The organism is Streptomyces sp. 63XJN7_1_ISO-PGPR-S23-121, assembly GCF_056173025.1.
The window spans coordinates 5,999,853-6,024,634 of record NZ_CM149653.1 but is presented as its reverse complement, the minus strand read 5'-3'; the positions used below and the strand labels follow the sequence as shown (position 1 = coordinate 6,024,634).

The window sequence follows — 24,782 nt, the reverse complement described above, 5'->3', positions numbered from 1 at the left end:
CCCTGCCATGGAACTTGCCTTCATTCCCAGCCCGTCGCGCGGGGTGCTGCACCTCGGTCCCATCCCGCTGCGCGGCTATGCGTTCTGCATCATCATCGGCGTCTTCGTTGCCGTCTGGCTCGGCAACAAGCGCTGGATCGCCCGCGGCGGGCGGGCCGGCACGGTGGCCGACATCGCGGTCTGGGCCGTTCCGTTCGGCCTGATCGGCGGCCGGCTCTACCACGTGATCACGGACTACGAGCTGTACTTCAGCGACGGCCGTGACTGGGTGGACGCCTTCAAGATCTGGGAGGGCGGCCTCGGCATCTGGGGCGCGATCGCGCTCGGCGCGCTCGGCGCCTGGATCGGCGCCCGGCGCCGGGGCATCCCGATGCCCGCGTACGCCGACGCCGTCGCCCCCGGCATCGCCCTCGCCCAGGCCCTCGGCCGCTGGGGCAACTGGTTCAACCAGGAGCTCTACGGCAGGGCCACCGACCTGCCCTGGGCGCTGAAGATCACGTCGTCGGCCGACGGGCGGGAGCCGGGCACGTACCACCCGACGTTCCTGTACGAGTCGCTGTGGTGCATCGGCGTCGCCCTGCTCGTCATCTGGGCCGACCGCCGCTTCAAGCTCGGGCACGGGCGGGCGTTCGCGCTGTACGTCGCCGCGTACTGCGCGGGCCGCTTCTGGATCGAGTACATGCGCGTCGACGACGCCCACCACATCCTGGGCCTGCGGCTGAACAACTGGACCGCGCTCTTCGTGTTCCTGCTGGCGGTCGTCTACATGGTGGTCTCGGCGCGGATGCGGCCGGGCCGGGAGGCCGTGGTGGAGCCGGCCGCGGAGGGCTCCGGCAAGGACGCCGGGGACGACGCGGAGGCGGACACGGACGCCAGGCCCTCCAAGGACGCCGCGACCCCCAAGACCGGGTCCGCCACGGACTCCGTGACCCCCAAGGACACCGGGGCCGCGAAGGACGCCGAGGCTCCCGGGAGCGCCGAGGCCGCCGGGGAGGCCGAGGACGGCCGGCGTGACGAGGACGCCGGGGCCGGCACCGCGGAGGACGTGAAGGACGGGGCCGACCCGGCCCGGAAGGGCTGACCGTCCGCCGTACGTCAGCGAGGGCGCCCGGAGCGATCCGGGCGCCCTAGGCGTGTGTCGGGCCAGGACGTGTCAGGCCAGGACGGGCCGCCGGGCCAGGGACAGGGTGCGCCGGGCCGTCGCCACCACCGCCGCGTCGATGAACCGGCCGTCCGGCAGCGCCTGGGCACCCGGCTGCGTGGTGGCCGCCTTGACGATCGTCTCCGCCTCCTCCAGCTCCCGCTCGGTGGGCAGGTACGCCCGCTCGATGATCGGCAGCTGACGGGGGTGGATGGCGGCGCGGCCCAGGAAACCCAGGGCGCGGCCGTGCGCGCAGGACGCGGCCAGGCCCTCCAGGTCCCGGGTGTCCGGATGCACCGTCTGCGACGGCGGCGCCAGCCCCGCCGCCCGCGCGGCCACCACCACCCGCGCACGCGACCAGTCCAGGCCCGCGTCACCCCGTACGCCCAGGTCGGCCCGGAGGTCCGCCTCGCCGAGGGCGATGCCGCGCAACGCCGGGTGGGCGGCGGCGATCGCGTAGGCCCGCTCCACTCCCAGGGCCGTCTCCAGCAGCGCGTACAGGGGCGGCCCGCCGGTCGCCTCGGCGACGGCGGCGACCTGCCCGGGGGACGTCACCTTGGGCAGGCGCAGCCCGGACAGCCCCGGCAGCGCGGCCACCGCCGCCAGGTCCGCCGCGCCCAGCGGCCCGGCCAGGGCGTTCACCCGCACGTGCACCGGCACCGGCTGCGGTTCGGTGAGCAGCTCGGCGGTGCAGGCGCGGGCGTACTCCTTGCGGTCCGGGGCGACCGCGTCCTCCAGGTCGATCACGACCACGTCGGCCCCGGCGGCGAGGGCCTTGGCGACCACCCGGGGCCGGTCCCCGGGGGCGTACAGCCAGGTCAGCGCGGGGGGCGTCATACGACCCCCGCCTCGCGCAGCTCCTTCACGTCCGCCGGGGTCAGACCCAGTTCGGTCAGCACCTCCTCGGTGTCCGCGCCGTGGGGCCGGCCGGCCCAGCGGATCGCGCCGGGGGTGGCGGAGAGCCGGAACAGCACGTTCTGCATGCGCAGCGGCCCCAGCTCGGGATCGTCGACCGTGGTGACCGTGTCGAGGGCCTGGTACTGCGGGTCGGTCATCACGTCCCGCACGTCCTGGACCGGGGCTACGGCCGCCTCCGCCTTCTCGAAGGCGGCGATCACGTCGGCACGGGTGTGCCGGGCGATCCAGTCGCCGACCGCCGCGTCCAGCACGTCGGCGTGCCGGGCCCGGTCGGCCCCCGTCGCGAACCACGGCTCGTCGACCAGCTCCGGGCGGCCCACCAGGCACATCACGCGCTCGGCGACCGACTGGGCGGAGGTGGAGACGGCGACCCAGGTGCCGTCGGCGGTCCTGTAGGTGTTGCGCGGGGCGTTGTTCTGGGAGCGGTTGCCGGTGCGCGGCTGGACGTGGCCGAGCTGGTCGTACCAGATCGGCTGCGGGCCCAGCACGGTCAGGATGGGCTCGATGATCGCCATGTCCACCACCTGGCCCTCGCCGGTGAGGTCGCGGGCGGACAGGGCCGTCATCACGGCGTACGCCGTCGCCAGCGCGGCGATCGAGTCCGCCAGCCCGAACGGCGGCAGCGTCGGCGGCGCGTCCGGCTCGCCGGTCATCGCGGCGAAGCCGCTCATGGCCTCGGCGAGCGTGCCGAACCCGGGGCGGCGCGCGTACGGGCCGAACTGGCCGAAGCCGGTGACCCGGGTGAGGACCAGGCGCGGGTTGACCGCGGACAGTTCGTCCCAGCCCAGGTCCCACTTCTCCAGGGTGCCCGGGCGGAAGTTCTCGATGACGACGTCCGCGGTCGCGGCGAGACGCAGCAGGGTGGTCCGGCCGGCGGGTTTCGACAGGTCGAGGGTGATCGTGCGCTTGTTGCGTCCCAGCAGCTTCCACCACAGACCGATGCCGTCCTTGGACGGTCCGTGGCCGCGGGAGGGGTCGGGGCGGGTGGGGTGCTCGACCTTGACGACCTCGGCGCCGAAGTCGCCGAGCATGGTGGCGGCGAGCGGACCCGCGAAGAGGGTGGCGAGATCGAGGACGCGCAGGCCGGCCAGGGGGGCCGGTACGGGCAGGGGCGCGGGGGGAGTCACGACGGGCCGGGGCATGAGCGGGTGGCCTCCGTGTGGGTGAGGTGGGCGAGGGTGTCGAAGCCGATGCCGTCGAAGCCGCCGACCGAGGTGGCCAGACGGTTCTTCAGCGGGGCGGTCCACTGCTCGGGCAGGGCGGCCGGGGAACCGGCGAGCAGGGCGGCGACGCTGCCCGCAGTGGCCCCGTTGGAGTCGGTGTCCCAGCCTCCCGACACGGCCCGGCAGACCGAGCCGTGGAAGTCGCCGTCCGCGTGGGTGAGGGCGGCGGCGATCAGGGCGGTGTTGGGGACGGCGTGGACCCAGTGGTGGGAGGGGGAGTGGGTGGCGTGGAGCGCGTCCACGACCACGTCGAAGTCGTCGTGCGTCCGCGCGAGCCGGACGGCGTGCCGCACCGCCTCGGCGAGGCGTGAGCCGGACGGGACGACCGTGAGGCCGGTGCGCAGGCAGGCGTGGACGTCGCGGGTCCCGGTGGCGGCCTCGGCGAGGACCGCCGCCGCGAACATCGCCGCGTGGACACCGCTCGCTGTGTGGGTGAGCGTCGCGTCGCGATGCGCCTGCTCGGCGGCGGCGGCCGGGTCGCCGGGGTTGGTCCAGCCGTGCACGTCGGCGCGGATCAGGGCGCCGATCCACTCGCGGAAGGGGTTGCGGTGGCTTGCCGTGAGCGGGGGTTCGAGACCGGTGAGCAGGTTGCGGTAGGCGACCCGTTCGGCGGTGAAGGCGCGGCCGGCGGGGAGTTCGTCGAGCCAGACGCGGGCGACGTCGGCGGTGGTGAAGGCCCGGCCGTGGCGCTGGAGGAGCAGGAGATTGAGGAGGGGGTAGTCGAGGTCGTCGTCCTCCGGCATGCCGTCGATGTTCTCGGCGAGGGAGGTGGACGCGGAGCGGCGGTTCCAGGGGTGGTCGGCGGCGAGCTCCGGGGGCACGCCCCGGGCCGTGAAGTACGACGTCAGGGGCCAGTTCCCGGTGGCCCCAGCGAGGCGGCGGATGCCGGTCAGGGGGAGCTTCTCGACCGGCTTGCCGAGGAGGCAGCCGGCGGCCCGGCCCAGCCAGGCGGCCTCCAGCCGTTCGGCGGACACGGCCGGGGGAGGGGCGGTGCGCGGCGCGGGCCAGTCCGGGCACCGGGCCCTGATGGCCTCCAGGTCCGTCGGTTCCCGCTCCGCCGACGGGTTCGGCAGGGCGGCCAGTTCGTCCAGCAGCTCCTCGGCCAGCAGGCGTACGCCGGGGGAGGCCGGCTGGGGGGACGCGCCCGCCCGGGACGGCGCGTCGCAGCCGCCCGCCGAGCGCCAGCGGGCGGCGACCGCCGACGCCTCGCGGCCGTCCAGCGCGGCCTGGCGCAGTTCGTGGCCGATCAGGTCCTCCGGTTGGACCCAGGTCAGTCGGAGCATCCCGCGCCTCCGATCGCGGCGAACGCCCGTTCGTGGGCGCGGCGTCGCGCGACGTCCCGCTCGAAGACCTCCCGGGCCACCTCGGTGAGTGCCGCCGCCGGCTCCCACAGGTCCAGGCGGCTCGCCTCCGCGACCGTCTTGGCCCAGTCCTCCGGGACGGGCGAACCCAGTGCCCCGGCCAGCGCGCCCGCCATCGTGGCGATGGAGTCGCAGTCGCGGCCGTAGTTGACCGCGCCGAGGACCGCGTGGCGGTAGTCGCCGCCGGACACCAGCAGCATGCCGAGGGCGACGGGAAGTTCCTCGATCGCGTGCAGCCGGGACGGACGGCGGGCGCCGAGACCGGGAGCGCGGTAGTCCGGGCCGACCGTGTCGTACGGTGCCACCGCCTCCCGCAGCGGCGCGAGAGCCGACTCGTAGTCCGAGTGCCGCGAGGCCGCCTCGGCGACCGCCTCGATCGCCGCCCGCGTGCCGTCCTTCGCCAGGGACAGGCACGCCGACAGCACCGAGTCCGGCGTCGCGCCGGGAGCGCACGCCGCCGCGACCGCCGCCGCGAAGACGCCGGCCGCCTCACGGCCGTACGACGACTGGTGCGCGCCCGCGACGTCCAGCGCCTCGGCGTAGGCGGCCGCCGGGCCGGCCGCGTTGACCAGGCCCACCGGGGCCATGTACATCGCCGCGCCGCAGTTGACGATGTTGCCGGTGCCGGCCTCGCGCGGGTCCGCGTGGCCGTAGTGGATCCTCGCCACCAGCCACTTCTCGGCGAGGAAGATCCGCTGGAGCGGGAGGGCCTCCGCCTCCAGTTCCGGGATCCAGCGGGGCACCGTCATCAGGTCCGGGACCAGGTGCTCGGCGACCGCGTACGCGTCGAGGTGGTCGCGGACGCCGGCGTAGACCCGGACCAGCGCGTGGGTCATCAGGGTGTCGTCGGTGACGTGGCCGTCGCCCTTGTGGTACGGGGCGACGGGGCGGGCGGTGCGCCAGGCGTCGCCCTGCCAGGGGCCGACGACGCCGTGGATCCGGCCGCCGTGGCGTTCGAGGATCTGCTCGGGGGAGTAGCCCTCGACCGGGCCGCCGAGCGCGTCGCCGACGGCCGCGCCGACGAGGGCGCCGGTGACGCGCTCCTCCAGGCTCGCCGTGCCGTTCTCCGATGTGCGGGCCGTCATGGTGTGCGTCCTCCTTCGGGTCGGGGCGGTTGCGCGGCGTGCAGGAGCCCGGCGAGTTCCACCAGGTCCGTGCCGGTGAGCCGGGGCAGAACGCAGCCGGGGAGCGTGCGGCAGGCGTCGCGCCAGGGAGCGGGGATGGACGCGCCGCCGCCGAGGGCGCCGGTGAGGGCGCCCGCCAGCGCCGGGGCGGAGTCCGCGACGCGGGACAGGCAGGCCGCCGCCGGTACCGCCTCGGCGATCCGGCCCCGGGCGGCCAGGGCCAGGGCGAGGGCGACCGGGACGGTCTCGGCGGCGGCGACGCCGTAGCTGTAGACGTGGTCGACGATCTGGTGCTCCAGCAGGGGGACCAGGGCGAAGGCACTGTCGGCCTCGGCCGTGAGGGCGAGGGCCTGCCGGGTGTTGCGGCCGATCTCGGTCTCCTCGGGGAGCTCGGCGAGCGCGGCGTCCACACAGGCCTCCACGTCGCTGCCGCCGAGGGCGCACGCCAGTGCCGCGGCCATGGCACGGGCACCGTGCACGCCGTCGCCGTCCTGGGTGTAGCGGGCGTCGAACTCGGCGAGGTCGGCGGCGAGCCGCGGGGCGCCGGGGTGGGCGACGGCCAGGACGCAGGCCCGGACGCAGGCGGCGTCGTCGAAGTAGTGCGGGTTGTCGTGGCCGGTGGCGGGCGGGCGCAGGCCGGTGGCGAGGTTGCCGAGCCCGGCCCGTACCGAGATGCGGGCGCGCAGGGGCAGGACGGCCGACTCGATCTCGGGGGCGCGGTCCGCCGCCGCGGCGACCTCGCTGGCGACGGCGTTCCAGGTGAGGTCGATCGCGGCGCGCGTCCGGCGCTCCCGGCTGAGGTCGCCGAGCGCGCTGTCGTCCCCGGCGCGCAGCAGGGCCTCCGCTGCGAACGCCGCCCACTCGGCGTCGTCCGACGGGCCGAGGCACAGGGGCTCCGGGGGCTGGTTCAGGGCGATGGGGACGGGGAGGGTGGTCGTCGCGTTCTGCTCGGCGAAGGTGTCCAGCTCGCGGGTGAGACGGCGGGTCCACTCGGGCATCCGGGCGGCGCGGTGCCGGGCGGCGGGCCAGCCGGCCGCGTCCCCGGCGGCGAGGCCGAGCAGCAGCCCTTCGACCCGCCGGGGCGCCTTCCCGGGCGAGGGGCGAGGTCCGCCGTCGGCGACCGGCGAGGCGGCACCGCCGACGGCGGGCCGGGCGGTGTCGTCGTCGGGGTGGGCCACGTACGCCGTGGTGGCCGCTTCCTCGTCGGCGGGGCGGGAGCGGGTCACGGCCACACCTCCGCCGTCCCGCCGTCCGGCACGGGTGCCACGAGCGCGGCGGCGTCGCGCCCGCTGGGCGCCGGGGCGCGGCGCTCCGCGGGCCCCGGTCCTCCCGCGACCTCACCTCCCGGCGGCCGGCCGCCCGGCACCAGCAGGTCCGCGATCTCCAGCACGTGGTGCCCGGCCATCGCCGGCAGGCAGGAGCCGCGGGCCGGGCCGATGGCCGAGGCCCACTCGGCGGGGATGGCGGCCACCCCGCGGCTCGCCCCGGCCAGCGCGCCGGCCACCGCCGCCGTGGTGTCGGCGTCGCGGCCCATGTTCACGGCCGTCAGCACGGCGTCGGTGAAGTCCCCGTCGGCCGCCGCGAACGCGCCGAAGGCGAGGGCGACCGCCTCGGGGGCGAGATCCGTCCACGGGTAGCCGCCGATGACCACCGCGGAGCGGACCGCGCGTTCGCCGAGGTGGGCCGCCGTCATCGCGCGGCGCAGACAGCGGGCCGTCCAGGAGTCGTCCGGGACGACGGCCAGGGCCGAGGCCACGACCGCCACGGGCGGCGCCCCCGTCATCGCCGCCGCGACACCCGCGGCCACCGCCTGCCCGCCGTAGATGCCCTCGCCGTCGTGGCTGACCGAACCGTCGACCGCCACCAGGCGGGCCGCCTCGGCGGGCCGGCCGGCCGCGAACACCCCGTGCGGCGCGGCCCGCATGGCCAGCCCGTCGCTCCAGGCGTGGCGGTGCTGGGCGGAGATGGGGGCGGCCAGCCCGCGGCGCAGGTTCTCCAGGGTGCCGCGCTCGCTGAAGCCCGCGCCCCGGAAGGGCCCCTCCTCCCGGTCCGCGATCCACTCGTGCCAGGCCGCCTCCACGTGGGCCGGGGTGAGCGCGGCACCGTGCCGGGCCAGCAGCAGACCCGAGAAGATCGCGTACTCCGTGTCGTCCGTGCCGGACGGCCGCTCCGCCACGTATCCGGTGATGCGGCCCCAGCGGGCGCGGATCTCGGAGGGCTTCATGTTCTCGGCCGGCGCCCCGAGGGCGTCCCCGACGGCCAGACCGAGCAGCGCGCCGCGCGCCCGTTCACGGAGCCCGGCGGCGTCCCCCGGGGCGGGGACCGAGGGAATGCAGGCGGTGGATGCCATGCGGCCTCTCCTCTCAGGCGGCGCCCGAAGAGGCGCACAGCCCTTTGCGGAACTGTCCCCGGTGCGGCTCGCCGCGCAGCCTCACACGCGCCGGCGTCACCCGGTCGACATGGGGGCAGACGAGATCACGCAGGACCGCGCGGGCACGAAAGCGCAGGTAAGCCCAGCCTTTCCTTGCTGGCGGGACGGGCATGACCGACGTACGTTTGGTGTTGTCGAAAAGTAGAACTCGTCCAAAAAGACCTCTGGGGGACCCGTGGCCATCATCGAGACCGAGGCGTCGCTGCACGAGGCGCACCGCGACAACCACACCCACAGGGACGTGAACGGCGGCTGGCTGCGCCCCGCCGTCTTCGGCGCCATGGACGGCCTGGTCTCCAACCTCGCCCTGATGACCGGCGTCGCCGGCGGGGCGGCCGGTCAGCAGACCGTCGTGCTCAGCGGCCTCGCCGGTCTCGCCGCCGGTGCCTTCTCCATGGCGGCCGGCGAGTACACGTCCGTCGCCTCCCAGCGCGAGCTCGTCGAGGCCGAGCTGGACGTGGAGCGCCGGGAGCTGAGGAAGCACCCGAAGGACGAGGAGGCCGAGCTGGCCGCCCTCTACGAGGTGCGGGGCGTCGAGCCGGAGCTTCGCCCGCGAGGTGGCCCGCCAGCTGTCCCGGGATCCCGAGCAGGCCCTGGAGATACACGCCCGCGAGGAGCTGGGCATCGACCCCGGCGACCTGCCGTCCCCGCTGGTCGCGGCCGTGTCCTCGTTCGGTTCGTTCGCCCTGGGCGCCCTGCTGCCGGTCCTGCCGTTCCTGCTCGGCGCCAGTGCGCTGTGGCCCGCCGTCCTGCTGGCGCTGGCCGGTCTGTTCCTGTGCGGCGCGGTGGTGGCCAAGGTGACGGCGCGCAGCTGGTGGTACAGCGGACTGCGGCAGCTCGCGCTCGGTGGCGCCGCGGCGGGTGTGACATATCTCCTGGGCAGCCTGTTCGGAACGGCCGTAGGATAGCCGGGCCTCGAACTTATGCGTCGGACCGCATAAGTAGTCGTTACTCGCTGGTTTCGAGTGCATGACCATCGGGCATGAGCCGTAAGCGCTGCGGGCAACGACGCCCGACGTGTACTCGCGGAGTGGGCGACGACGCTCCCCCCGCCCCCCAGGGCCCCGACGGACACCGATCTGTCCGCAGCGGTCTCCAAGGCTTCCGTCGCCGGGCTCCGGTACCCCGCCGGAGGACCCGCCGATGTCCGCATGATGGAACGGATTATCCCGGTTACCGAGAACCACTCCATCATGTAACCTACATCAAATTTTGCACCCACCGCAGAGGGCCAACGTCGTCCCTCGGCAACTTGCCACATGCCACCTGACGACGACGGGAGAGCCGATGCGTACGCCGCGCCAGCCGTCCCAGCACTCCGCGAATGGCCAGAACTGGTCCTTCATGGATGCTCGCCCTGCTGCGCAGGGTATGTACGACCCCCGCAACGAGCACGACGCCTGCGGCGTCGGCTTCGTCGCCACCCTCACGGGCGAGGCCTCCCACACCCTTGTCGACCAGGCCCTGACCGTCCTGCGCAACCTGGAGCACCGCGGTGCCACCGGCTCCGAGCCCGACTCGGGCGACGGCGCGGGCATCCTCTCCCAGGTGCCGGACGCCTTCTTCCGCGAGGTGGCCGAATTCGAGCTGCCCGAGGCCGGGGCGTATGCCGTGGGCATCGCCTTCCTGCCGGCGGACGGCACCGAGGACGCCGTCACGCGGATCGGGACGATCGCGGCAGAGGAGGGCCTCACCGTCCTCGGCTGGCGCGAGGTCCCGGTCGCCCCGCAGATGCTCGGCGCCACCGCCCGTTCGACCATGCCGGTCTTCCGCCAGGTCTTCGTGACCGACGGCGCCTCGCAGGGCATCGCCCTCGACCGCCGCGCCTTCGCGCTGCGCAAGCGCGCCGAGCGCGAGGTGGGTGTCTACTTCCCGTCGCTGTCCGCGCGGACCATCGTCTACAAGGGCATGCTGACCACCGGCCAGCTCGAGCCCTTCTTCCCGGACCTGTCCGACCGCCGCTTCGCGTCCGCGATCGCGCTCGTGCACTCCCGGTTCTCCACGAACACCTTCCCGTCGTGGCCGCTCGCCCACCCGTACCGCTTCGTCGCGCACAACGGCGAGATCAACACGGTCAAGGGCAACCGCAACTGGATGGTCGCCCGCGAGTCCCAGCTCGTCTCCGACGTCTTCGGCGCCTCCCCGGACCTGGAGCGGCTGTTCCCGATCTGTACGCCCGACGCCTCGGACTCCGCCTCCTTCGACGAGGTCCTCGAGCTGCTGCACCTGGGCGGGCGGTCACTGCCGCACTCCGTGCTGATGATGATCCCGGAGGCGTGGGAGAACCACGAGTCCATGGAGCCGGCCCGGCGCGCCTTCTACCAGTTCCACTCCACGATGATGGAGCCCTGGGACGGCCCCGCCTGCGTCACCTTCACCGACGGCACCCAGGTCGGCGCCGTCCTCGACCGCAACGGTCTGCGCCCCGGCCGCTACTGGGTCACCGACGACGGCCTCGTCGTCCTCGGCTCCGAGGTCGGCGTCCTCGACATCGACCCGGCGAAGGTCGTCCGCAAGGGCCGCCTCCAGCCCGGCCGCATGTTCCTCGTGGACACCGCCGAGCACCGCATCATCGAGGACGACGAGATCAAGGCCCAGCTCGCGGCGGAGATGCCGTACGCCGAGTGGCTCGAGGCCGGCGAGATCGAGCTGTCCGACCTTCCCGAGCGCGAGCACATCGTGCACACCCACGCCTCGGTCACCCGGCGCCAGCAGACCTTCGGGTACACCGAGGAGGAGCTGCGCGTCATCCTCGCGCCGATGGCCAAGGCCGGTGCCGAGCCGATCGGCTCCATGGGCACCGACTCGCCGATCGCCGCGCTGTCCGAGCGCCCCCGGCTGCTCTTCGACTACTTCACCCAGCTGTTCGCCCAGGTCACCAACCCGCCGCTGGACGCGATCCGCGAGGAACTGGTCACCTCCCTGCGCAGCTCGCTCGGCCCGCAGGGCAACCTGCTCGACCCGACGGCCGCCTCCTGCCGCAGCGTGTCCCTGCCCTTCCCGGTCATCGACAACGACGAGCTGGCCAAGCTCATCCACATCAACGCCGACGGCGACATGCCCGGTTTCAAGGCCGCGACCCTCTCCGGCCTGTACCGGGTGCACGGCGGCGGCGACGCGCTCGCCGCGCGCATAGAGGAGATCTGCGCCGAGGCCGACGCCGCGATCGAGAACGGCGCCCGGCTGATCGTCCTGTCGGACCGCCACTCGGACGCCGAGCACGCCCCGATCCCGTCGCTGCTGCTCACCGCGGCCGTCCACCACCACCTCATCCGCACCAAGCAGCGCACCCAGGTGGGCCTGCTGGTCGAGGCCGGCGACGTCCGCGAGGTCCACCACGTCGCGCTGCTCATCGGCTACGGCGCCGCGGCCGTCAACCCCTACCTGGCCATGGAGTCCGTCGAGGACCTGGTCCGCGCCGGCACCTTCCTGCAGACCGCCGACGGCGAGCCCGAGCAGGCCATCCGCAACCTGATCTACGCCCTCGGCAAGGGCGTCCTCAAGGTCATGTCCAAGATGGGCATCTCCACCGTCGCCTCCTACCGCGGCGCCCAGGTCTTCGAGGCCGTCGGCCTCGACGAGGGCTTCGTGGAGAAGTACTTCAACGGCACCGCCACCAAGATCGGCGGCGTCGGCATCGACGTCATCGCGAAGGAGGTCGCCGCCCGCCACGCGAAGGCCTACCCGGCCAGCGGCATCGCGCCCGCGCACCGGGCGCTGGACATCGGCGGCGAGTACCAGTGGCGCCGCGAGGGCGAACCGCACCTGTTCGACCCGGAGACGGTCTTCCGCCTCCAGCACTCCACGCGCTCCGGCCGGTACGACATCTTCAAGAAGTACACCGACCGCGTGAACGAGCAGTCCGAGCGCCTGATGACGCTGCGCGGCCTCTTCGGCTTCACCTCCGGCCGGCAGCCGGTGCCGCTCGACGAGGTCGAGCCCGTCTCCGAGATCGTCAAGCGCTTCTCCACCGGCGCCATGTCGTACGGCTCCATCTCCCAGGAGGCGCACGAGACGCTCGCCATCGCCATGAACCAGCTGGGCGGCAAGTCCAACACCGGTGAGGGCGGCGAGGACCCGGAGCGCCTGTACGACCCGGCCCGCCGGTCGGCGATCAAGCAGGTCGCCTCCGGCCGCTTCGGCGTCACCTCCGAGTACCTGGTCAACGCGGACGACATCCAGATCAAGATGGCCCAGGGCGCCAAGCCCGGCGAGGGCGGCCAACTGCCCGGCCACAAGGTGTACCCCTGGGTCGCCAAGACCCGGCACTCCACCCCCGGCGTCGGCCTGATCTCCCCGCCGCCGCACCACGACATCTACTCCATCGAGGACCTCGCCCAGCTGATCCACGACCTGAAGAACGCGAATCCGCAGGCGCGGATCCACGTCAAGCTGGTCTCCGAGGTCGGCGTCGGCACGGTCGCGGCGGGCGTGTCCAAGGCCCACGCGGACGTCGTGCTCATCTCCGGCCACGACGGCGGCACCGGTGCCTCCCCGCTCACCTCGCTCAAGCACGCGGGCGGCCCCTGGGAGCTCGGCCTCGCCGAGACCCAGCAGACCCTGCTGCTCAACGGCCTGCGCGACCGGATCGTCGTCCAGACCGACGGCCAGCTCAAGACCGGCCGCGACGTCGTCATCGCCGCGCTGCTGGGCGCCGAGGAGTTCGGCTTCGCCACCGCGCCGCTCGTCGTCTCCGGCTGCGTCATGATGCGCGTCTGCCACCTGGACACCTGCCCGGTCGGCATCGCCACCCAGAACCCGGTGCTGCGCGACCGGTTCGCCGGCAAGGCCGAGTACATCGTGAACTTCTTCCGGTTCATCGCCGAGGAGGTCCGCGAGATCCTCGCCGAACTGGGCTTCCGCTCCATCGAGGAGGCCGTCGGCCACGCCGAGGCCCTCGACGTCACCCGCGCCGTGAACCACTGGAAGGCGCAGGGCCTGGACCTGGCCCCGCTCTTCCACGTGCCCGAGCTGCCCGAGGGCGCGGTCCGCCACCAGGCCGTCGGCCAGGACCACGGCCTGGAGAAGGCCCTCGACAACGAGCTGATCAAGCTCGCCTCGGACGCGCTGGGCGCCACGGACGCCACCGGTGCCGCACCGGTGCGCGCCCAGGTCGCCATCCGCAACATCAACCGCACGGTCGGCACCATGCTCGGCCACGAGGTGACGAAGAAGTTCGGCGGCGCGGGCCTGCCCGACGACACCGTCGACATCACCTTCACCGGTTCCGCCGGCCAGTCCTTCGGCGCCTTCGTCCCGCGCGGCATCACACTGCGCCTGGAGGGCGACGCCAACGACTACGTCGGCAAGGGCCTCTCCGGCGGCCGGCTGATCGTCCGCCCCGACCGGGGCGCCGACCACCTCGCCGAGTACTCCACCATCGCCGGCAACACCATCGGCTACGGCGCCACCGGCGGCGAGATGTTCCTGCGCGGCAAGGTCGGCGAACGCTTCTGCGTCCGCAACTCCGGCGCGCTGGTCGTCTCCGAGGGCGTCGGCGACCACGGCTGCGAGTACATGACCGGCGGCCAGGCGGTCGTCCTCGGCGAGACCGGGCGCAACTTCGCGGCCGGCATGTCCGGCGGCACCGCCTACGTCGTCGACCTCGACCCGGACAACGTCAACGCCGGCAACCTCGACGCGGTCGAGGCACTGGACGACGCGGACAAGGAGTGGCTGCACGACGTGGTGCGCCGCCACGCCGAGGAGACCGGGTCCACGGTCGCCCGGAAGCTGCTCGCCGACTGGCCGGCCGCCGCGGAGCGCTTCAGCAAGATCATTCCCCGTACGTACAAGGCAGTGCTCGCCGCCAAGGACGCCGCCGAGCGAGCCGGTCTCTCCGAGACCGAGATCACCGAGAAGATGATGGAGGCGGCGACCAATGGCTGATCCCAAGGGCTTCCTGAACCACGGCCGCGAGGTCGCCAAGACCCGGCCCGTCACGGAACGCGTCAAGGACTGGAACGAGGTCTACGTCCCCGGCTCCCTGCTGCCGATCATCAGCAAGCAGGCCAGCCGGTGCATGGACTGCGGCATCCCGTTCTGCCACAACGGCTGCCCGCTCGGGAACCTGATCCCCGAGTGGAACGACTACGCCTACCGTGAGGACTGGTCGGCCGCGCAGGAGCGCCTGCACGCCACCAACAACTTCCCGGAGTTCACCGGCCGCCTGTGCCCGGCTCCGTGCGAGTCGGCGTGCGTGCTCGGCATCAACCAGCCGCCGGTCACCATCAAGAACGTCGAGGTCTCGATCATCGACAAGGCGTGGGAGACCGGGGACGTCGCCCCGCAGATCCCGGAGCGCCTGTCCGGCAAGACCGTCGCGGTCATCGGCTCGGGCCCCGCGGGCCTGGCCGCCGCCCAGCAGCTGACCCGGGCCGGCCACACCGTCGCCGTCTACGAGCGCGCGGACCGCGTCGGAGGCCTCCTCCGGTACGGCATCCCCGAGTTCAAGATGGAGAAGCGGCACATCAACCGCCGCATAGAGCAGATGCGCGCGGAGGGCACCCGCTTCCGCACCGGCGTCGAGATCGGCCGCGACCTCAAGGCGACCGACCTGAAGAAGCGCTACGACGCCGTCGTCATCGCCGCCGGCGCCACCACCGCCCGCGACCTGCCGGTCCCCGGCCGCGAGCTGAACGGCATCCACCAGGCCATGGAGTACCTGCCCCTGGCCAACAAGGTGCAGGAGGGCGACTACGTCGCCCCGCCGATCTCCGCCGAGGGCAAGCACGTCGTCGTCATCGGCGGCGGCGACACCGGCGCCGACTGCGTGGGCACCGCCCACCGTCAGGGCGCGGCCTCCGTCACCCAGCTGGAGATCATGCCCCGGCCGGGCGAGGAGCGGAACCCGGTCGCGCAGCCGTGGCCGACCTTCCCGATGCTCTACAAGGTGACCAGCGCCCACGAGGAGGGCGGCGAGCGGGTCTACGCCGTCTCCACGACCCACTTCGAGGGCGACGAGGACGGCAACGTCCAGTGGCTGCACATGAGCGAGGTCGAGTTCGTCGAGGGCAGGCTGACCCCGAAGCCGGGCACCGAGCGCAAGATCCCGGCCCAGCTCGTCACCCTCGCCATGGGCTTCACCGGCACCGACCGGGAGAACGGCCTGGTCGACCAGTTCGGCCTGGAGCTCGACGAACGGGGTAACATCGCCCGGGACGCCGACTTCCAGACCAATGTGCCGGGTGTGTTCGTCGCCGGTGACGCCGGCCGCGGCCAGTCGCTCATCGTCTGGGCGATCGCCGAGGGCCGCTCCGCCGCACGCGGCGCGGACCGCTTCCTGACCGGAGCCAGCGACCTGCCGGCCCCGATCCGCCCGACGGACCGCGCACTGGCGGTCTGACGGCCGGAAGCCCCACCAGTCGTCCCGCACAAAGGCGTGCGGAACACTGACGGCGCCTGCCCTGTCCCCGACCGGACGAACGGGCAGGCGCCGTCGCATGTTCAGGGCAGCTTGTAGGTGTCCCCGTACATCTCCCACACCAGCGGCGTGTCCAGGGCCAGGTTCCCCGCCTTCAGGAACCGGCGCTGGGCCGTGTCGACGCGTGAGGTGTCGATGTCCGGCCGCTTGGCCAGCATGGCGTCGCGCCGGATGTCGAGGAACGCGTCCAGGTAGGCCTTCTCGGACCCGCCCTCGCCCGGGGTCCTCGCCTTCTCCATGGCACGCTCGCGCAGGCTGTAGAAGCCGTCCGCGTCGCTGTCGGGGCCGTGGAAGACCATCGCGTCGAAGTAGACGAACTGGCCCAGCGTGCCGAGACCGTCCAGCTTGGCCAGGCGCACCGACGGCTGGAAGTAGACGCGGTCGCGCTCCTGCTCCTGGGCCGTGCGGAACGCGGGGAGCCGCGCCTCCGCCTCCCAGGCGGCCGTGAAGCCGGGGTCGAGGCCCTCGTGGGAGTCGGTGCCGTCCACCTCGCGCAGGGCCGGCAGGTACTTCGCCAGGCCGTTGTCCGGGTGCTCCTCGGTGTAGTGCTCGACCAGGGCGAGCAGGTCGTGGGTGCCGGTGCAGAAGCCGATGATGCCCGCGGTGTAGCCGTCGCCCTGACCGAGGTCCTCGATGGTGCCGTAGGCGCTGCGCCAGTCGGTGGTCGAGTTCTCGGCGCTGGACACCAGTTGCTGCGCCAGCTCCTTCTTCGCCGGGGCGGCGAGCCCCGGCGGCAGGTCGGCGATCAGCTCGTCGTCCGCGTTCCGCTCCTGCTCGGCGCGGTCCTTGGCGTCGTCGCGGGCCGACTGGGCGGTGGTGGCCGGCGGAGTGGCCGGGGCGTCGGCCGAGTCCGCCGGCATCAGGAAGTACACCCCCGTGGCGACCACGGGGACGGCCGCGAGGAGCAGCACACCGGCACGTTTCACTGGGGGATACCTCCACCTGACAGTTCCGAGACCTTGACCGCCGCCGACACCGCCAGCAGCACCACCACACCCGCGCAGGCGCCCGCCTGCACCGGCACCCGGCGTCCGTCGCGGGGCGCGTACGCGTACGCCGCGGCCACCGCACCGCCCGTCAGCAGACCGCCCAGGTGGCCCTGCCACGAGGTGAGACCCGCGGAGATCAGCAGCCACAGCAGCAGGAAGCCCATGAAGCGGTTGACCGGCGCCATGTCCGCGCCCAGCCGCCGGGCCAGGACGTAGTACGCGGCTCCGAGGCCGAAGACCGCGCCCGACGCGCCGACCGAGGGCTGGGCGGGATCGGCGAGGAGCAGGCACAGCACGGAACCGCCGAGCGCCGACAGCAGGTACAGGACGGCGTACCGGACGCGGCCGAGCATCGGCTCCACCACGCGGCCGAGCTGCCACAGCGCGGCCATGTTCATCACGATGTGCAGGATGCCGAACACGCCCTCGGTGGGCTCCAGGTGCAGGAAGGCGCCGGTGAGCATCCGCTCCCACTCGCCGGCCACGACACCCTCGGCACGGAAGTCCGCCGGGAACACGCTCTGGTAGACGTAGTGGCCGCCGTCCGGCCCGGCCAGGCGCGCGCCGACCATCGAGAACCGGTCCACGATCCCCGGCCGCACCAGCTCACCCAGGTACGCGAGGACGTTGAGCCCGATCAGTACGTACGTCACGACGGGCGTCGCGGAGATCCGGCCGCCGACGATCGTCCGGACCTGCCGCACGGACCGGGCGCCGTCCTTCACGCACTCCGGGCAGTGGTGGCCCACCGCGGCCTCGTGCATGCAGTCGGGGCAGATGAAACGGTCGCAGCGCGTGCAGCGGACATGACACTCCACCGCGGGATGGCGGTAGCAGGTGGTGACGGTGGACTCGGAATCCACGGCCGGCTCCTCGGGACGGGCGGACGGTGAGCCGGTGGGGACGGCGGCGAACAAAATATCGAAACACTGTGAAGCCGCCGAGAGGCGGGGTCCGCAGTGCCGTACGCCCGGCCGCCGGCCGCCGGGGCACGCGGGGGAGTCCGCACAGCCGCGGTCACCTTCACCGGGGTGCGGGAGGGCGAGCCGCCGCCCCTACGTGTCGCACTCCAGCACCGTCCGGCACAGCCCGCACCGCGCCCGCACCCGCCCCTGCACCGGCACCCCGATCCGCTGGTGGCACGTCGGGCAGGGGAACGACACCCGCAGCGGCCCGCGCGCGTCCGGCAGGAAGGAGTAGGGCGCGTCCGTCACGGGGGCGGCATGCGGGTCCGACGCGCGCCGCCGGTCCCGGGCGTACCGGCGGCGCCCCGCCCACCCGGCCGCCGTCAGAGGCGGCTGCTGCTCGTCCCGCAGGGCCCGCGCCCTGCCCTCGACGTACGCCGTGTAGGCCTGCGGACTGGTGAACCACACCGCCGGATCCTCCCCGAACAGCAGCGCCCGCTTCGCGAGCACGTACCCGAACTCCTCCGGCGTCAGGTACCCCAGCTTCTGCGACGACGTCGCGTCCTCCCGGAAGGCGTCCAGCAGCAGCCACCCCGCGCCCAGGTACGCCGCCGCCGTGTCCGTGAGGATCTCGTTGTCCCGCGTCCCCGGGAAGGACAGGTCCATCCGGTGCAGGTAGACGTGCATCACCTCATGGGCGAGCGCCGCGCCGATGTCCCGGCGGTGCGTGCGGAAGCGGTCGTTCAGCTCGACGAAGTACTCCGGGCCCGCCGCCAGCTCGACGTTCGCCGCATGCGTCATCCCACGGAAGGAGACGATCAGCCGGGCATCCGGCAGCCGGTAGTGAAGCACCAGCTCGCGCGCCACCCGCTGCGCGCCCAGATACAGGTCGTCCGTGTCGCAGAACGCCACGTCGGCCGGGGCCACACTGGCCGAGAACGTCCGGACGGTGTCGTACGACAGACGCCTGTACAGCGCCGTGATGGCGGCGCGCACCGTGTCCAGGTGCGGGAAGCCGTGCTCCACCGGACCACCGTTCGCCACGCCCGCACCCCCAAGACGCCTGACCGTGCCTCCACTGTACGAGCCGGGCCCCGGCGCCGCTCACGGCCTGAGACGGTCTGCGGCGGCCGGCGCGGCGCCCTTAGGGTGGTCGGCCATGACCACCAGCAACACCGGCACCGGTGCCGCCGACCCCGCCGTCCGCGAGGAACTGGCCCGGCTGCGGGACAGCATCGACAACATCGACGCGGCCGTCGTCCACATGCTCGCCGAGCGCTTCAAGTGCACCCAGCAGGTCGGCCACCTCAAGGCCCACCACCAGCTGCCGCCCGCCGACCCCGCCCGCGAGGCCAAGCAGATCGCCCGGCTGCGCGCCCTCGCCGAGAGCGCCAAACTCGACCCGGCGTTCGCCGAGAAGTTCCTCAACTTCATCATCGCCGAGGTCATCCACCACCACGAGCGCATCGCCGAGGACACCGGCAACGGGGCCGGCTGACCCACACCCCCGCGGGCAGGGGGCGGGCGCGGCGGCACCACGACGGCGCCCGACCGCGCACCCCCTCCGCCCCTCACCCGCCCCGGGCGCCCCGCACCCGGCGCGGGCCGGCGCGGACCGGACAAACCCCGCGTACCGATCCGCCCCTGTGCCCCGCCCACCGCATCAGGCAGCATGTCCTGCATGTCCGTACTGACGCGCGACGAAGCGCAGACCCGTGCCCAGCTCCTCGACGTCCACCACTACGCGATCGACCTCGATCTGACCGGTGGCGACGAGACCTTCGACTCCCGCACCGTCATCCGGTTCACCGTCCGCGCCGGGACGGACAGCACGGACACCTTCGTCGAGGTCAAGCCCGCCGAGCTGCGCAGCGTCACCCTGGACGGACACCCCCTCGACCCGGACGCCCTGGACGAGAACCGCCTGCCGCTGAAGAACCTCGCCCCCGGCGAGCACGAACTGCGCGTCGACGCGGCCATGCGCTACTCCCGCACCGGCGAGGGCATGCACCGCTTCACCGACCCCACCGACGACGAGACCTACGTCTACACCCAGCTGTTCATGGACGACGTGCAGCGCGTCTTCGCCGCCTTCGACCAGCCCGACCTCAAGGCCGTCTTCGACCTCGCCGTCACCGCGCCCGAGGGCTGGACCGTCCTCGCCAACGGCATCACCGAACACACCGGCGACGGCCACTGGAAGGCCGCCACCACCCCGCTCATCTCCACCTACCTCGTCGCCGTGGCCGCCGGCCCCTGGCACTCCGTGCGCACCGAACACCGCGGCCTGCCCTTCGGCCTCCACTGCCGCCGCTCGCTCGCCCCCCACCTCGACGCCGACACCGACGAGCTCCTCGACGTCACCCGCGCCTGCTTCGACCGCTACCACGAGAAGTTCGCCGAGCCCTACCCCTTCGACTCCTACGACCAGGCGTTCGTCCCCGAGTTCAACGCCGGCGCCATGGAGAACCCGGGACTGGTCACCTTCCGCGACGAGTTCGTCTTCCGCTCCGCCGTCACCGACACCGAACGGCAGACCCGCGCCATGGTCATCGCCCACGAGATGGCCCACATGTGGTTCGGCGACCTCGTCACCCTCAGGTGGTGGGACGACATCTGGCTGAACGAGTCCTTCGCCGAGTACATGGGCTACCAGACCTGTGCCGAGGCCACCCGCTTCACCGGCAGCTGGACCGACTTCGGCGTCACCCGCAAGCCCTGGGGCTACGACGCCGACCAGCGCCCCTCCACCCACCCCGTCGCCCCCGAGAACGTCGAGGACACCGCCTCCGCGCTCCTCAACTTCGACGGCATCTCCTATGCCAAGGGCGCCTCCGCGCTGCGCCAGCTCGTCGCCTGGCTCGGCGAGAAGGACTTCCTCGCCGGCATCAACACCCACTTCGACCGGCACAAGTTCGCCAACGCCACCCTCGCCGACTTCATCGACTCCCTCGCCTCCGCCACCGAACGCGACGTCCACGCCTGGGCCGACGCCTGGCTGCGCACCACCGGCGTCGACACCCTCGTGCCGGAACCGCGCGCCGAGAACGGCACCTGGCACCTGAACATCGAGCACCGGGGCAGCACCGGAGGCACCCGCCCCCACCGCGTCACCATCGGCGCCTACGACCACGACCTGCACGACGCCGGCCGCCTCACCCTGCGTCAACGCCTCGAGGCGGACGTCCCCGCCGACGGGAACATCACCCTCAGCACCGCGGGCGCCCGGCCCGCACTCGTCGTCCTCAACGACGGCGACCTCACCTACGCCAAGATCCGCTTCGACGCGGACTCCTTCCGGACCCTGCGCACCGCCCTGTCCGGCCTGCCCGACCCCCTCACCCGCGCCGTCGTCTGGAACGCCCTGCGCGACGCCGTCCGCGACGGCGAACTCCCCGCCACCGCCTACCTCGACACCGCCCGCGCCCACCTCCCGCACGAGACCGACCTCGCCCTCGTCGCGGGCGTCCTCGCCTTCGCCGCCACCCAGATCGCCGACCGCCACCTCACCCCCGAACAGCGGCCCGCCGCCCTGGCGACCCTCTCCGACCTGTGCCGCGACCTCATCCGCCGCACCGAGGACGGCGACCACCCCGGCCTGCGCCTGATCGCCGTACGCCACTACATCGACACCGCCGCCCACCCGGACACCATCGCCGCCTGGCTCGCCGACGGCACCGTCCCCGGCGGCCCCGAACTCGACCCCGAACTGCGCTGGCGCATCCTCACCCGCCTCGCCGTCCTCGGCGCCACCGACGAGACGGCGATCGCCGCCGAACTCGAACGCGACCCCAGCGCCACCGGCCAGGAGGGCGCCGCTCGCTGCCGCGTCGCCCTGCCCGACGCCGAGGCCAAGAGCAGCGCCTGGGCCGCGATGTTCGCCTCCGACGACCTGTCCAACTACCTGTTCACCGCCACCGCCCAGGGCTTCTGGCAGCCCGAACAGGCCGACCTCGTCGCCGGCTACGTCCCCCGCTACTACGCCGAAGCCGTCGCCGTCGCCGCCCGCCGCGGCCCCGCCATCGCCGAAGCCGCCGGCCGCTGGGCCTTCCCCGCGCACGCCGTCGACGCCGAGACCCTGCGCCTCGGCCAGGAATGCCTCGCCACCGCCGACCCCGTCCCCGCCCTGCGCCGCAAGCTCGTCGACCAGCTCGACGACCTCGCCCGCGCCCTGCGGGTGCGCGGCACCCCGGCCGGCTGACCCGGCGACGCGGCCGGCCTCCCGACCACGCGGAGGCCGGCCGCACCGCCACCCCGGCACACCCACCCCCGCCGAATTACCCCCTTTCGGGTTCTGATCGTTCGGCTTTCCGGGCGCGGGCACGCAACCGCGTACACCCTGTAGATCCCGTCCCCGCGCCCGGAGGACAGCCCATGGGCATGCCGCCCCTCGCCTCGGGCCCGCACGGCCCCGACGCCCTGCGGCCGCTGTGCGACACCGTGCTCGACGCACTGCGGGCCGGCGCCGCCGCCCGCGGCGGACCACTGCCCGCCGGCGGACCCGACGCCGTCACCGCCAGACTGTGCGACGCACTCGGAGAGGTCCTGCCCGAACGGGGCGACCCCGAGGCGCTCCGCGTCCTCGTCACCGCACTCGCCGAAGGCGCGGCCGACCCCGCCCACCCCCTGTGCGCCGCCCACCTGCACGGCCCGCCCCTCGCCGTCGCGGCCGCCGCCGACCTCGCCGCGAGCGCCCTCAACCCCTCCCTCGACTCCTGGGACCAGGCACCCGCAGCGTCCACCCTGGAAACCCTGCACGGCCCGCCCCTCGCCGTCGCGGCCGCCGCCGACCTCGCCGCGAGCGCCCTCAACCCCTCCCTCGACTCCTGGGACCAGGCACCCGCAGCGTCCACCCTGGAAACCCTGGTCACCCGCGCCCTCGCCGAGCAGGCAGGCGCCGCCGACGCCCTCGTCACCACCGGCGGCACCGAATCCAACCAGCTCGCCGTCCTGCTCGCCCGCGAGACCCGCGGTGCCGGCCTCCGGCTCCTCCACGGGGCCAACGCCCACCACTCCCTGCCCCGCGCCGCCTGGCTCCTCGGACTCCCCGAACCCGTCGGCATCCCCGCCCCGGCCGGCACCCTCGACCCCGCCGCCCTCGACGACGCCCTCACCACCCTCCCCGGCCCCCACCTCGTCGCCGCCACCGCCGGCACCACCGACGCCGGCCTCATCGACCCCCTGCCCGACATCGCCGCTCTCTGCGCCGCCCACGGCGCCCGCCTGCACGTCGACGCCGCCTACGGCGCGGGCCTCCTCTTCAGCGCCCGCCACCGCGCCCGCCTCGCCGGCCTCGACGCCGCCGACACCATCACCCTCGACCTGCACAAACTCGGCTGGCAGCCGATCGCCGCCGGCCTCCTCGCCGTCAAGAACCCCGACGACCTCACCGCACTGCGCCAGCGCGCCGACTACCTCTGCGCCGACGACGACACCGACGCCGGACTGCCCGACCTGCTGGGCCGCTCTCCACGCACCAGCCGCCGGCCCGACATCCTCAAGATCGCCGTCACCCTCAGGACCCTCGGCCGCACCGGCCTCGGCGCCCTCGTCGACGAAGTCTGCACCCGCGCCCACGAGTTCGCCGCCCTCGTCGACGACCACCCCGGCTTCACCCTCCACGCCCCGCCCACCATCAGCACGGTCCTGTTCCGGCCCGCACACGCCACCGACACCGACGTCGCCGCCGTACGCCGCGACCTGCTCACCACCGGCCGCGCCGTCCTCGGCCGCGCCCGCGCCGACGGCCGGCTCTGGCTCAAGGCCACCCTCCTCAACCCCCACACCCGGCCCGACGACCTGGCCGGCCTCCTCAGCCTCGTGGAAGGACACACCCCGCGATGAGCGCCCCCGCCCCCCACACCCCAGCGACACCCCGCGACCTCGTCGGTGTCGGCATCGGCCCCTTCAACCTCTCCCTCGCCGCCCTCGCCGACCCCCTCCCGGCACTCGACGCCGTCTTCTACGACCAGCGCCCCGCCTTCCGCTGGCACCCCGGCCAGCTCATCGACGGCGCCCGCATCCAGGTCCCGTTCCTCGCCGACCTCGTCACCCTGGTCGACCCCGCCAGCCCCTGGACCTTCCTCAACCACCTCCGCGCCCGCGAACGCCTCTACCCCTTCTACTTCGCGGAACGCTTCCACATCCAGCGCGCCGAATACGACGCCTACTGCCGCTGGGTCGCCGAACACCTGCCCACCCTCCGCTTCCACCACCAGGTCGACGCCGTGCGCTGGAACCCCGAGCGGGAACTCTTCGAGGTCGACTACACCCGACTAGACGCCGACGGAGAGGCCGACGCCGTCGGCCGCACCCACACCCGCAACGTCGTCCTCGGCATCGGCACCGAACCACACGTCCCCGACGCGCTCAGACCCCTCGCCGACGCCCCCGGCGTGCCCGTGATCCACTCCGCCGACTACCTCGACCACCGCGACGCGCTCCTCGCCGCCGAACACATCACCGTCATCGGCACCGGCCAGTCCGGCGCGGAGATCTTCCTCGACCTGCTCCGCCACCGCCCCGCCGGCCGCGAACGCCTCCACTGGCTCGGCCGCACCGAGGCATTCGCCCCCATGGAGTACTCCAAGCTCGGCCTGGAGCACTTCACCCCCGACCACACCCGCTACTTCCACACCCTGCCCGAACCCGTACGCGACCGCCTCGTCGCCGCACAGTGGCAGCTCCACAAGGGCATCGACGCCGACACCAGCGCCGCCATCCACGACGAGCTCTACCGCCGCACCCTCGACGGCGGCTGGCCCGACACCGTGCTCACCCCCGGCGTCCGCGTCCGCACCGCCGGCCGCGTCACCGCCACCCGGATCGAACTCCACCTGGAACACACCCAGCAGAACACCCGCTCCCGCCTCACCACCGGCGCCGTCGTCCTCGCCACCGGCTACCGCGAACGCCCCCTCGGCCGCATCCTCGCCGGCCTCGACCCGTACCTGCACCGCGACGACCGCGAACGCCCCCGCGTCGACGAACGCTTCCGCCTCTCCCTCGACCCCCGCGTCACCGGCTCCGTCTACGTCCAGAACGCCGAGACCCACACCCACGGCGTCGGCGCACCCGACCTCGGACTCGCCGCCTGGCGCAGCGCCACCATCCTCAACGACCTCACCGGGCAGGAGCCCTACCCCCTGCCCGGCCGCACCGCCTTCACCACCTTCGGCCTGGAACGCGGACGGCCCCAGATCCCGTCCGCACGCCACTACCGGGAACTCACCCCGCTGGCGGACGGAATCTGAGGCCGCGAACCGCG

16 protein-coding genes and 1 pseudogene are annotated in these 24,782 nt (G+C 73.6%); 8 read left to right on the top strand and 9 right to left on the bottom strand.

From position 1 onward, the window contains the following. The first annotated feature begins 7 nt into the window (after positions 1–7). A complete protein-coding gene (gene lgt, locus AC0VYN_RS26900; protein WP_475533042.1) occupies positions 8–1,081 on the top strand; it encodes a prolipoprotein diacylglyceryl transferase in 1,074 nt (357 codons plus the stop codon). Between the two features lie 72 nt (positions 1,082–1,153). On the opposite strand, the gene AC0VYN_RS26895 is transcribed toward lgt, so the two are convergent. The 6 genes from AC0VYN_RS26895 to AC0VYN_RS26870 all read right to left on the bottom strand — a co-directional run bounded on the left by AC0VYN_RS26895 (position 1,154) and on the right by AC0VYN_RS26870 (position 8,117). Next, on the bottom strand, positions 1,154–1,978 hold the full coding sequence (locus AC0VYN_RS26895) for an HpcH/HpaI aldolase/citrate lyase family protein (protein WP_475533041.1): 825 nt from the start codon (positions 1,976–1,978) through the stop codon (positions 1,154–1,156). Continuing rightward, positions 1,975–3,201 carry a CaiB/BaiF CoA transferase family protein gene (locus AC0VYN_RS26890; protein ID WP_475533040.1) on the bottom strand — a complete coding sequence of 409 codons (1,227 nt, stop codon included), beginning with the start codon at positions 3,199–3,201 and terminating at the stop codon, positions 1,975–1,977. The genes AC0VYN_RS26895 and AC0VYN_RS26890 overlap by 4 nt, the downstream gene beginning before the upstream one ends. Continuing rightward, positions 3,183–4,565 carry an ADP-ribosylglycohydrolase family protein gene (locus AC0VYN_RS26885; RefSeq protein WP_475533039.1) on the bottom strand — a complete coding sequence of 461 codons (1,383 nt, stop codon included), beginning with the start codon at positions 4,563–4,565 and terminating at the stop codon, positions 3,183–3,185. The genes AC0VYN_RS26890 and AC0VYN_RS26885 overlap by 19 nt, the downstream gene beginning before the upstream one ends. Further along, the gene (locus tag AC0VYN_RS26880) at positions 4,553–5,728 is read right to left on the bottom strand and encodes an ADP-ribosylglycohydrolase family protein (RefSeq protein ID WP_475533038.1); all 1,176 of its coding nucleotides are present in this window, start codon (positions 5,726–5,728) and stop codon (positions 4,553–4,555) included. The genes AC0VYN_RS26885 and AC0VYN_RS26880 overlap by 13 nt, the downstream gene beginning before the upstream one ends. Further along, entirely contained in the window at positions 5,725–6,831 is a 1,107-nt protein-coding gene (locus AC0VYN_RS26875) for an ADP-ribosylglycohydrolase family protein (protein ID WP_475536999.1), read from the bottom strand. The genes AC0VYN_RS26880 and AC0VYN_RS26875 overlap by 4 nt, the downstream gene beginning before the upstream one ends. A 158-nt stretch (positions 6,832–6,989) precedes the next feature. Then, positions 6,990–8,117 (bottom strand): ADP-ribosylglycohydrolase family protein, encoded by a 1,128-nt coding sequence (locus tag AC0VYN_RS26870; protein ID WP_475533037.1) that lies wholly within the window; start codon positions 8,115–8,117, stop codon positions 6,990–6,992. 256 nt (positions 8,118–8,373) lie between these two features. Between AC0VYN_RS26870 and AC0VYN_RS26865 the strand changes: the two are divergent. From AC0VYN_RS26865 to AC0VYN_RS26855, 3 genes and pseudogenes are all read left to right on the top strand, one after another. Continuing rightward, a pseudogene (locus AC0VYN_RS26865) lies at positions 8,374–9,106 on the top strand (VIT1/CCC1 transporter family protein). 436 nt (positions 9,107–9,542) lie between these two features. After that, on the top strand, positions 9,543–14,087 hold the full coding sequence (gene gltB, locus AC0VYN_RS26860; protein WP_475536998.1) for a glutamate synthase large subunit: 4,545 nt from the start codon (positions 9,543–9,545) through the stop codon (positions 14,085–14,087). Next, positions 14,080–15,543: a glutamate synthase subunit beta gene (locus AC0VYN_RS26855; RefSeq protein WP_385462038.1), complete on the top strand. Its 1,464-nt coding sequence runs from the start codon at positions 14,080–14,082 to the stop codon at positions 15,541–15,543. The genes gltB and AC0VYN_RS26855 overlap by 8 nt, the downstream gene beginning before the upstream one ends. Before the next feature lie 101 nt (positions 15,544–15,644). On the opposite strand, the gene AC0VYN_RS26850 is transcribed toward AC0VYN_RS26855, so the two are convergent. The 3 genes from AC0VYN_RS26850 to AC0VYN_RS26840 form a co-directional block, all read right to left on the bottom strand. After that, on the bottom strand, positions 15,645–16,547 hold the full coding sequence (locus AC0VYN_RS26850; RefSeq protein ID WP_475533036.1) for a chitosanase: 903 nt from the start codon (positions 16,545–16,547) through the stop codon (positions 15,645–15,647). Then, complete coding sequence (locus AC0VYN_RS26845; protein WP_475533035.1) at positions 16,544–17,473, bottom strand: rhomboid family intramembrane serine protease; 930 nt, start codon at positions 17,471–17,473, stop codon at positions 16,544–16,546. The genes AC0VYN_RS26850 and AC0VYN_RS26845 overlap by 4 nt, the downstream gene beginning before the upstream one ends. A gap of 192 nt (positions 17,474–17,665) precedes the next feature. Next, entirely contained in the window at positions 17,666–18,559 is an 894-nt protein-coding gene (locus AC0VYN_RS26840) for a hypothetical protein (RefSeq protein ID WP_475533034.1), read from the bottom strand. Between the two features lie 115 nt (positions 18,560–18,674). On the opposite strand from AC0VYN_RS26840, the gene AC0VYN_RS26835 reads away from it, so the two are divergent. The 4 genes from AC0VYN_RS26835 (at position 18,675) to AC0VYN_RS26820 (ending at position 24,768) form a co-directional block, all read left to right on the top strand. After that, positions 18,675–19,013, top strand: a complete 339-nt coding sequence (locus AC0VYN_RS26835) for a chorismate mutase (protein WP_385462050.1) — start codon at positions 18,675–18,677, stop codon at positions 19,011–19,013. A gap of 174 nt (positions 19,014–19,187) precedes the next feature. Continuing rightward, positions 19,188–21,716, top strand: a complete 2,529-nt coding sequence (gene pepN, locus AC0VYN_RS26830; RefSeq protein WP_475533033.1) for an aminopeptidase N — start codon at positions 19,188–19,190, stop codon at positions 21,714–21,716. Between the two features lie 173 nt (positions 21,717–21,889). After that, positions 21,890–23,359: a pyridoxal phosphate-dependent decarboxylase family protein gene (locus AC0VYN_RS26825; protein WP_475533032.1), complete on the top strand. Its 1,470-nt coding sequence runs from the start codon at positions 21,890–21,892 to the stop codon at positions 23,357–23,359. Continuing rightward, positions 23,356–24,768, top strand: a complete 1,413-nt coding sequence (locus AC0VYN_RS26820; protein ID WP_475533031.1) for a lysine N(6)-hydroxylase/L-ornithine N(5)-oxygenase family protein — start codon at positions 23,356–23,358, stop codon at positions 24,766–24,768. The genes AC0VYN_RS26825 and AC0VYN_RS26820 overlap by 4 nt, the downstream gene beginning before the upstream one ends. Positions 24,769–24,782: the final 14 nt, after the last annotated feature.

Excerpts from the sequence above, each read along its gene's own strand:
- AC0VYN_RS26895 (WP_475533041.1), bottom strand. The coding sequence starts at position 1,978 with ATGACGCCCCCCGCGCTGACCTGGCTGTACGCCCCCGGGGACCGGCCC.
- AC0VYN_RS26870 (WP_475533037.1), bottom strand. The coding sequence starts at position 8,117 with ATGGCATCCACCGCCTGCATTCCCTCGGTCCCCGCCCCGGGGGACGCC.
- AC0VYN_RS26835 (WP_385462050.1), top strand. The coding sequence starts at position 18,675 with ATGACCACCAGCAACACCGGCACCGGTGCCGCCGACCCCGCCGTCCGC.
- AC0VYN_RS26885 (WP_475533039.1), bottom strand. The coding sequence starts at position 4,565 with ATGCTCCGACTGACCTGGGTCCAACCGGAGGACCTGATCGGCCACGAA.
- gltB (WP_475536998.1), top strand. The coding sequence starts at position 9,543 with ATGGATGCTCGCCCTGCTGCGCAGGGTATGTACGACCCCCGCAACGAG.
- AC0VYN_RS26890 (WP_475533040.1), bottom strand. The coding sequence starts at position 3,201 with ATGCCCCGGCCCGTCGTGACTCCCCCCGCGCCCCTGCCCGTACCGGCC.
- AC0VYN_RS26820 (WP_475533031.1), top strand. The coding sequence starts at position 23,356 with ATGAGCGCCCCCGCCCCCCACACCCCAGCGACACCCCGCGACCTCGTC.
- AC0VYN_RS26825 (WP_475533032.1), top strand. The coding sequence starts at position 21,890 with ATGGGCATGCCGCCCCTCGCCTCGGGCCCGCACGGCCCCGACGCCCTG.
- pepN (WP_475533033.1), top strand. The coding sequence starts at position 19,188 with ATGTCCTGCATGTCCGTACTGACGCGCGACGAAGCGCAGACCCGTGCC.
- lgt (WP_475533042.1), top strand. The coding sequence starts at position 8 with ATGGAACTTGCCTTCATTCCCAGCCCGTCGCGCGGGGTGCTGCACCTC.
- AC0VYN_RS26855 (WP_385462038.1), top strand. The coding sequence starts at position 14,080 with ATGGCTGATCCCAAGGGCTTCCTGAACCACGGCCGCGAGGTCGCCAAG.
- AC0VYN_RS26880 (WP_475533038.1), bottom strand. The coding sequence starts at position 5,728 with ATGACGGCCCGCACATCGGAGAACGGCACGGCGAGCCTGGAGGAGCGC.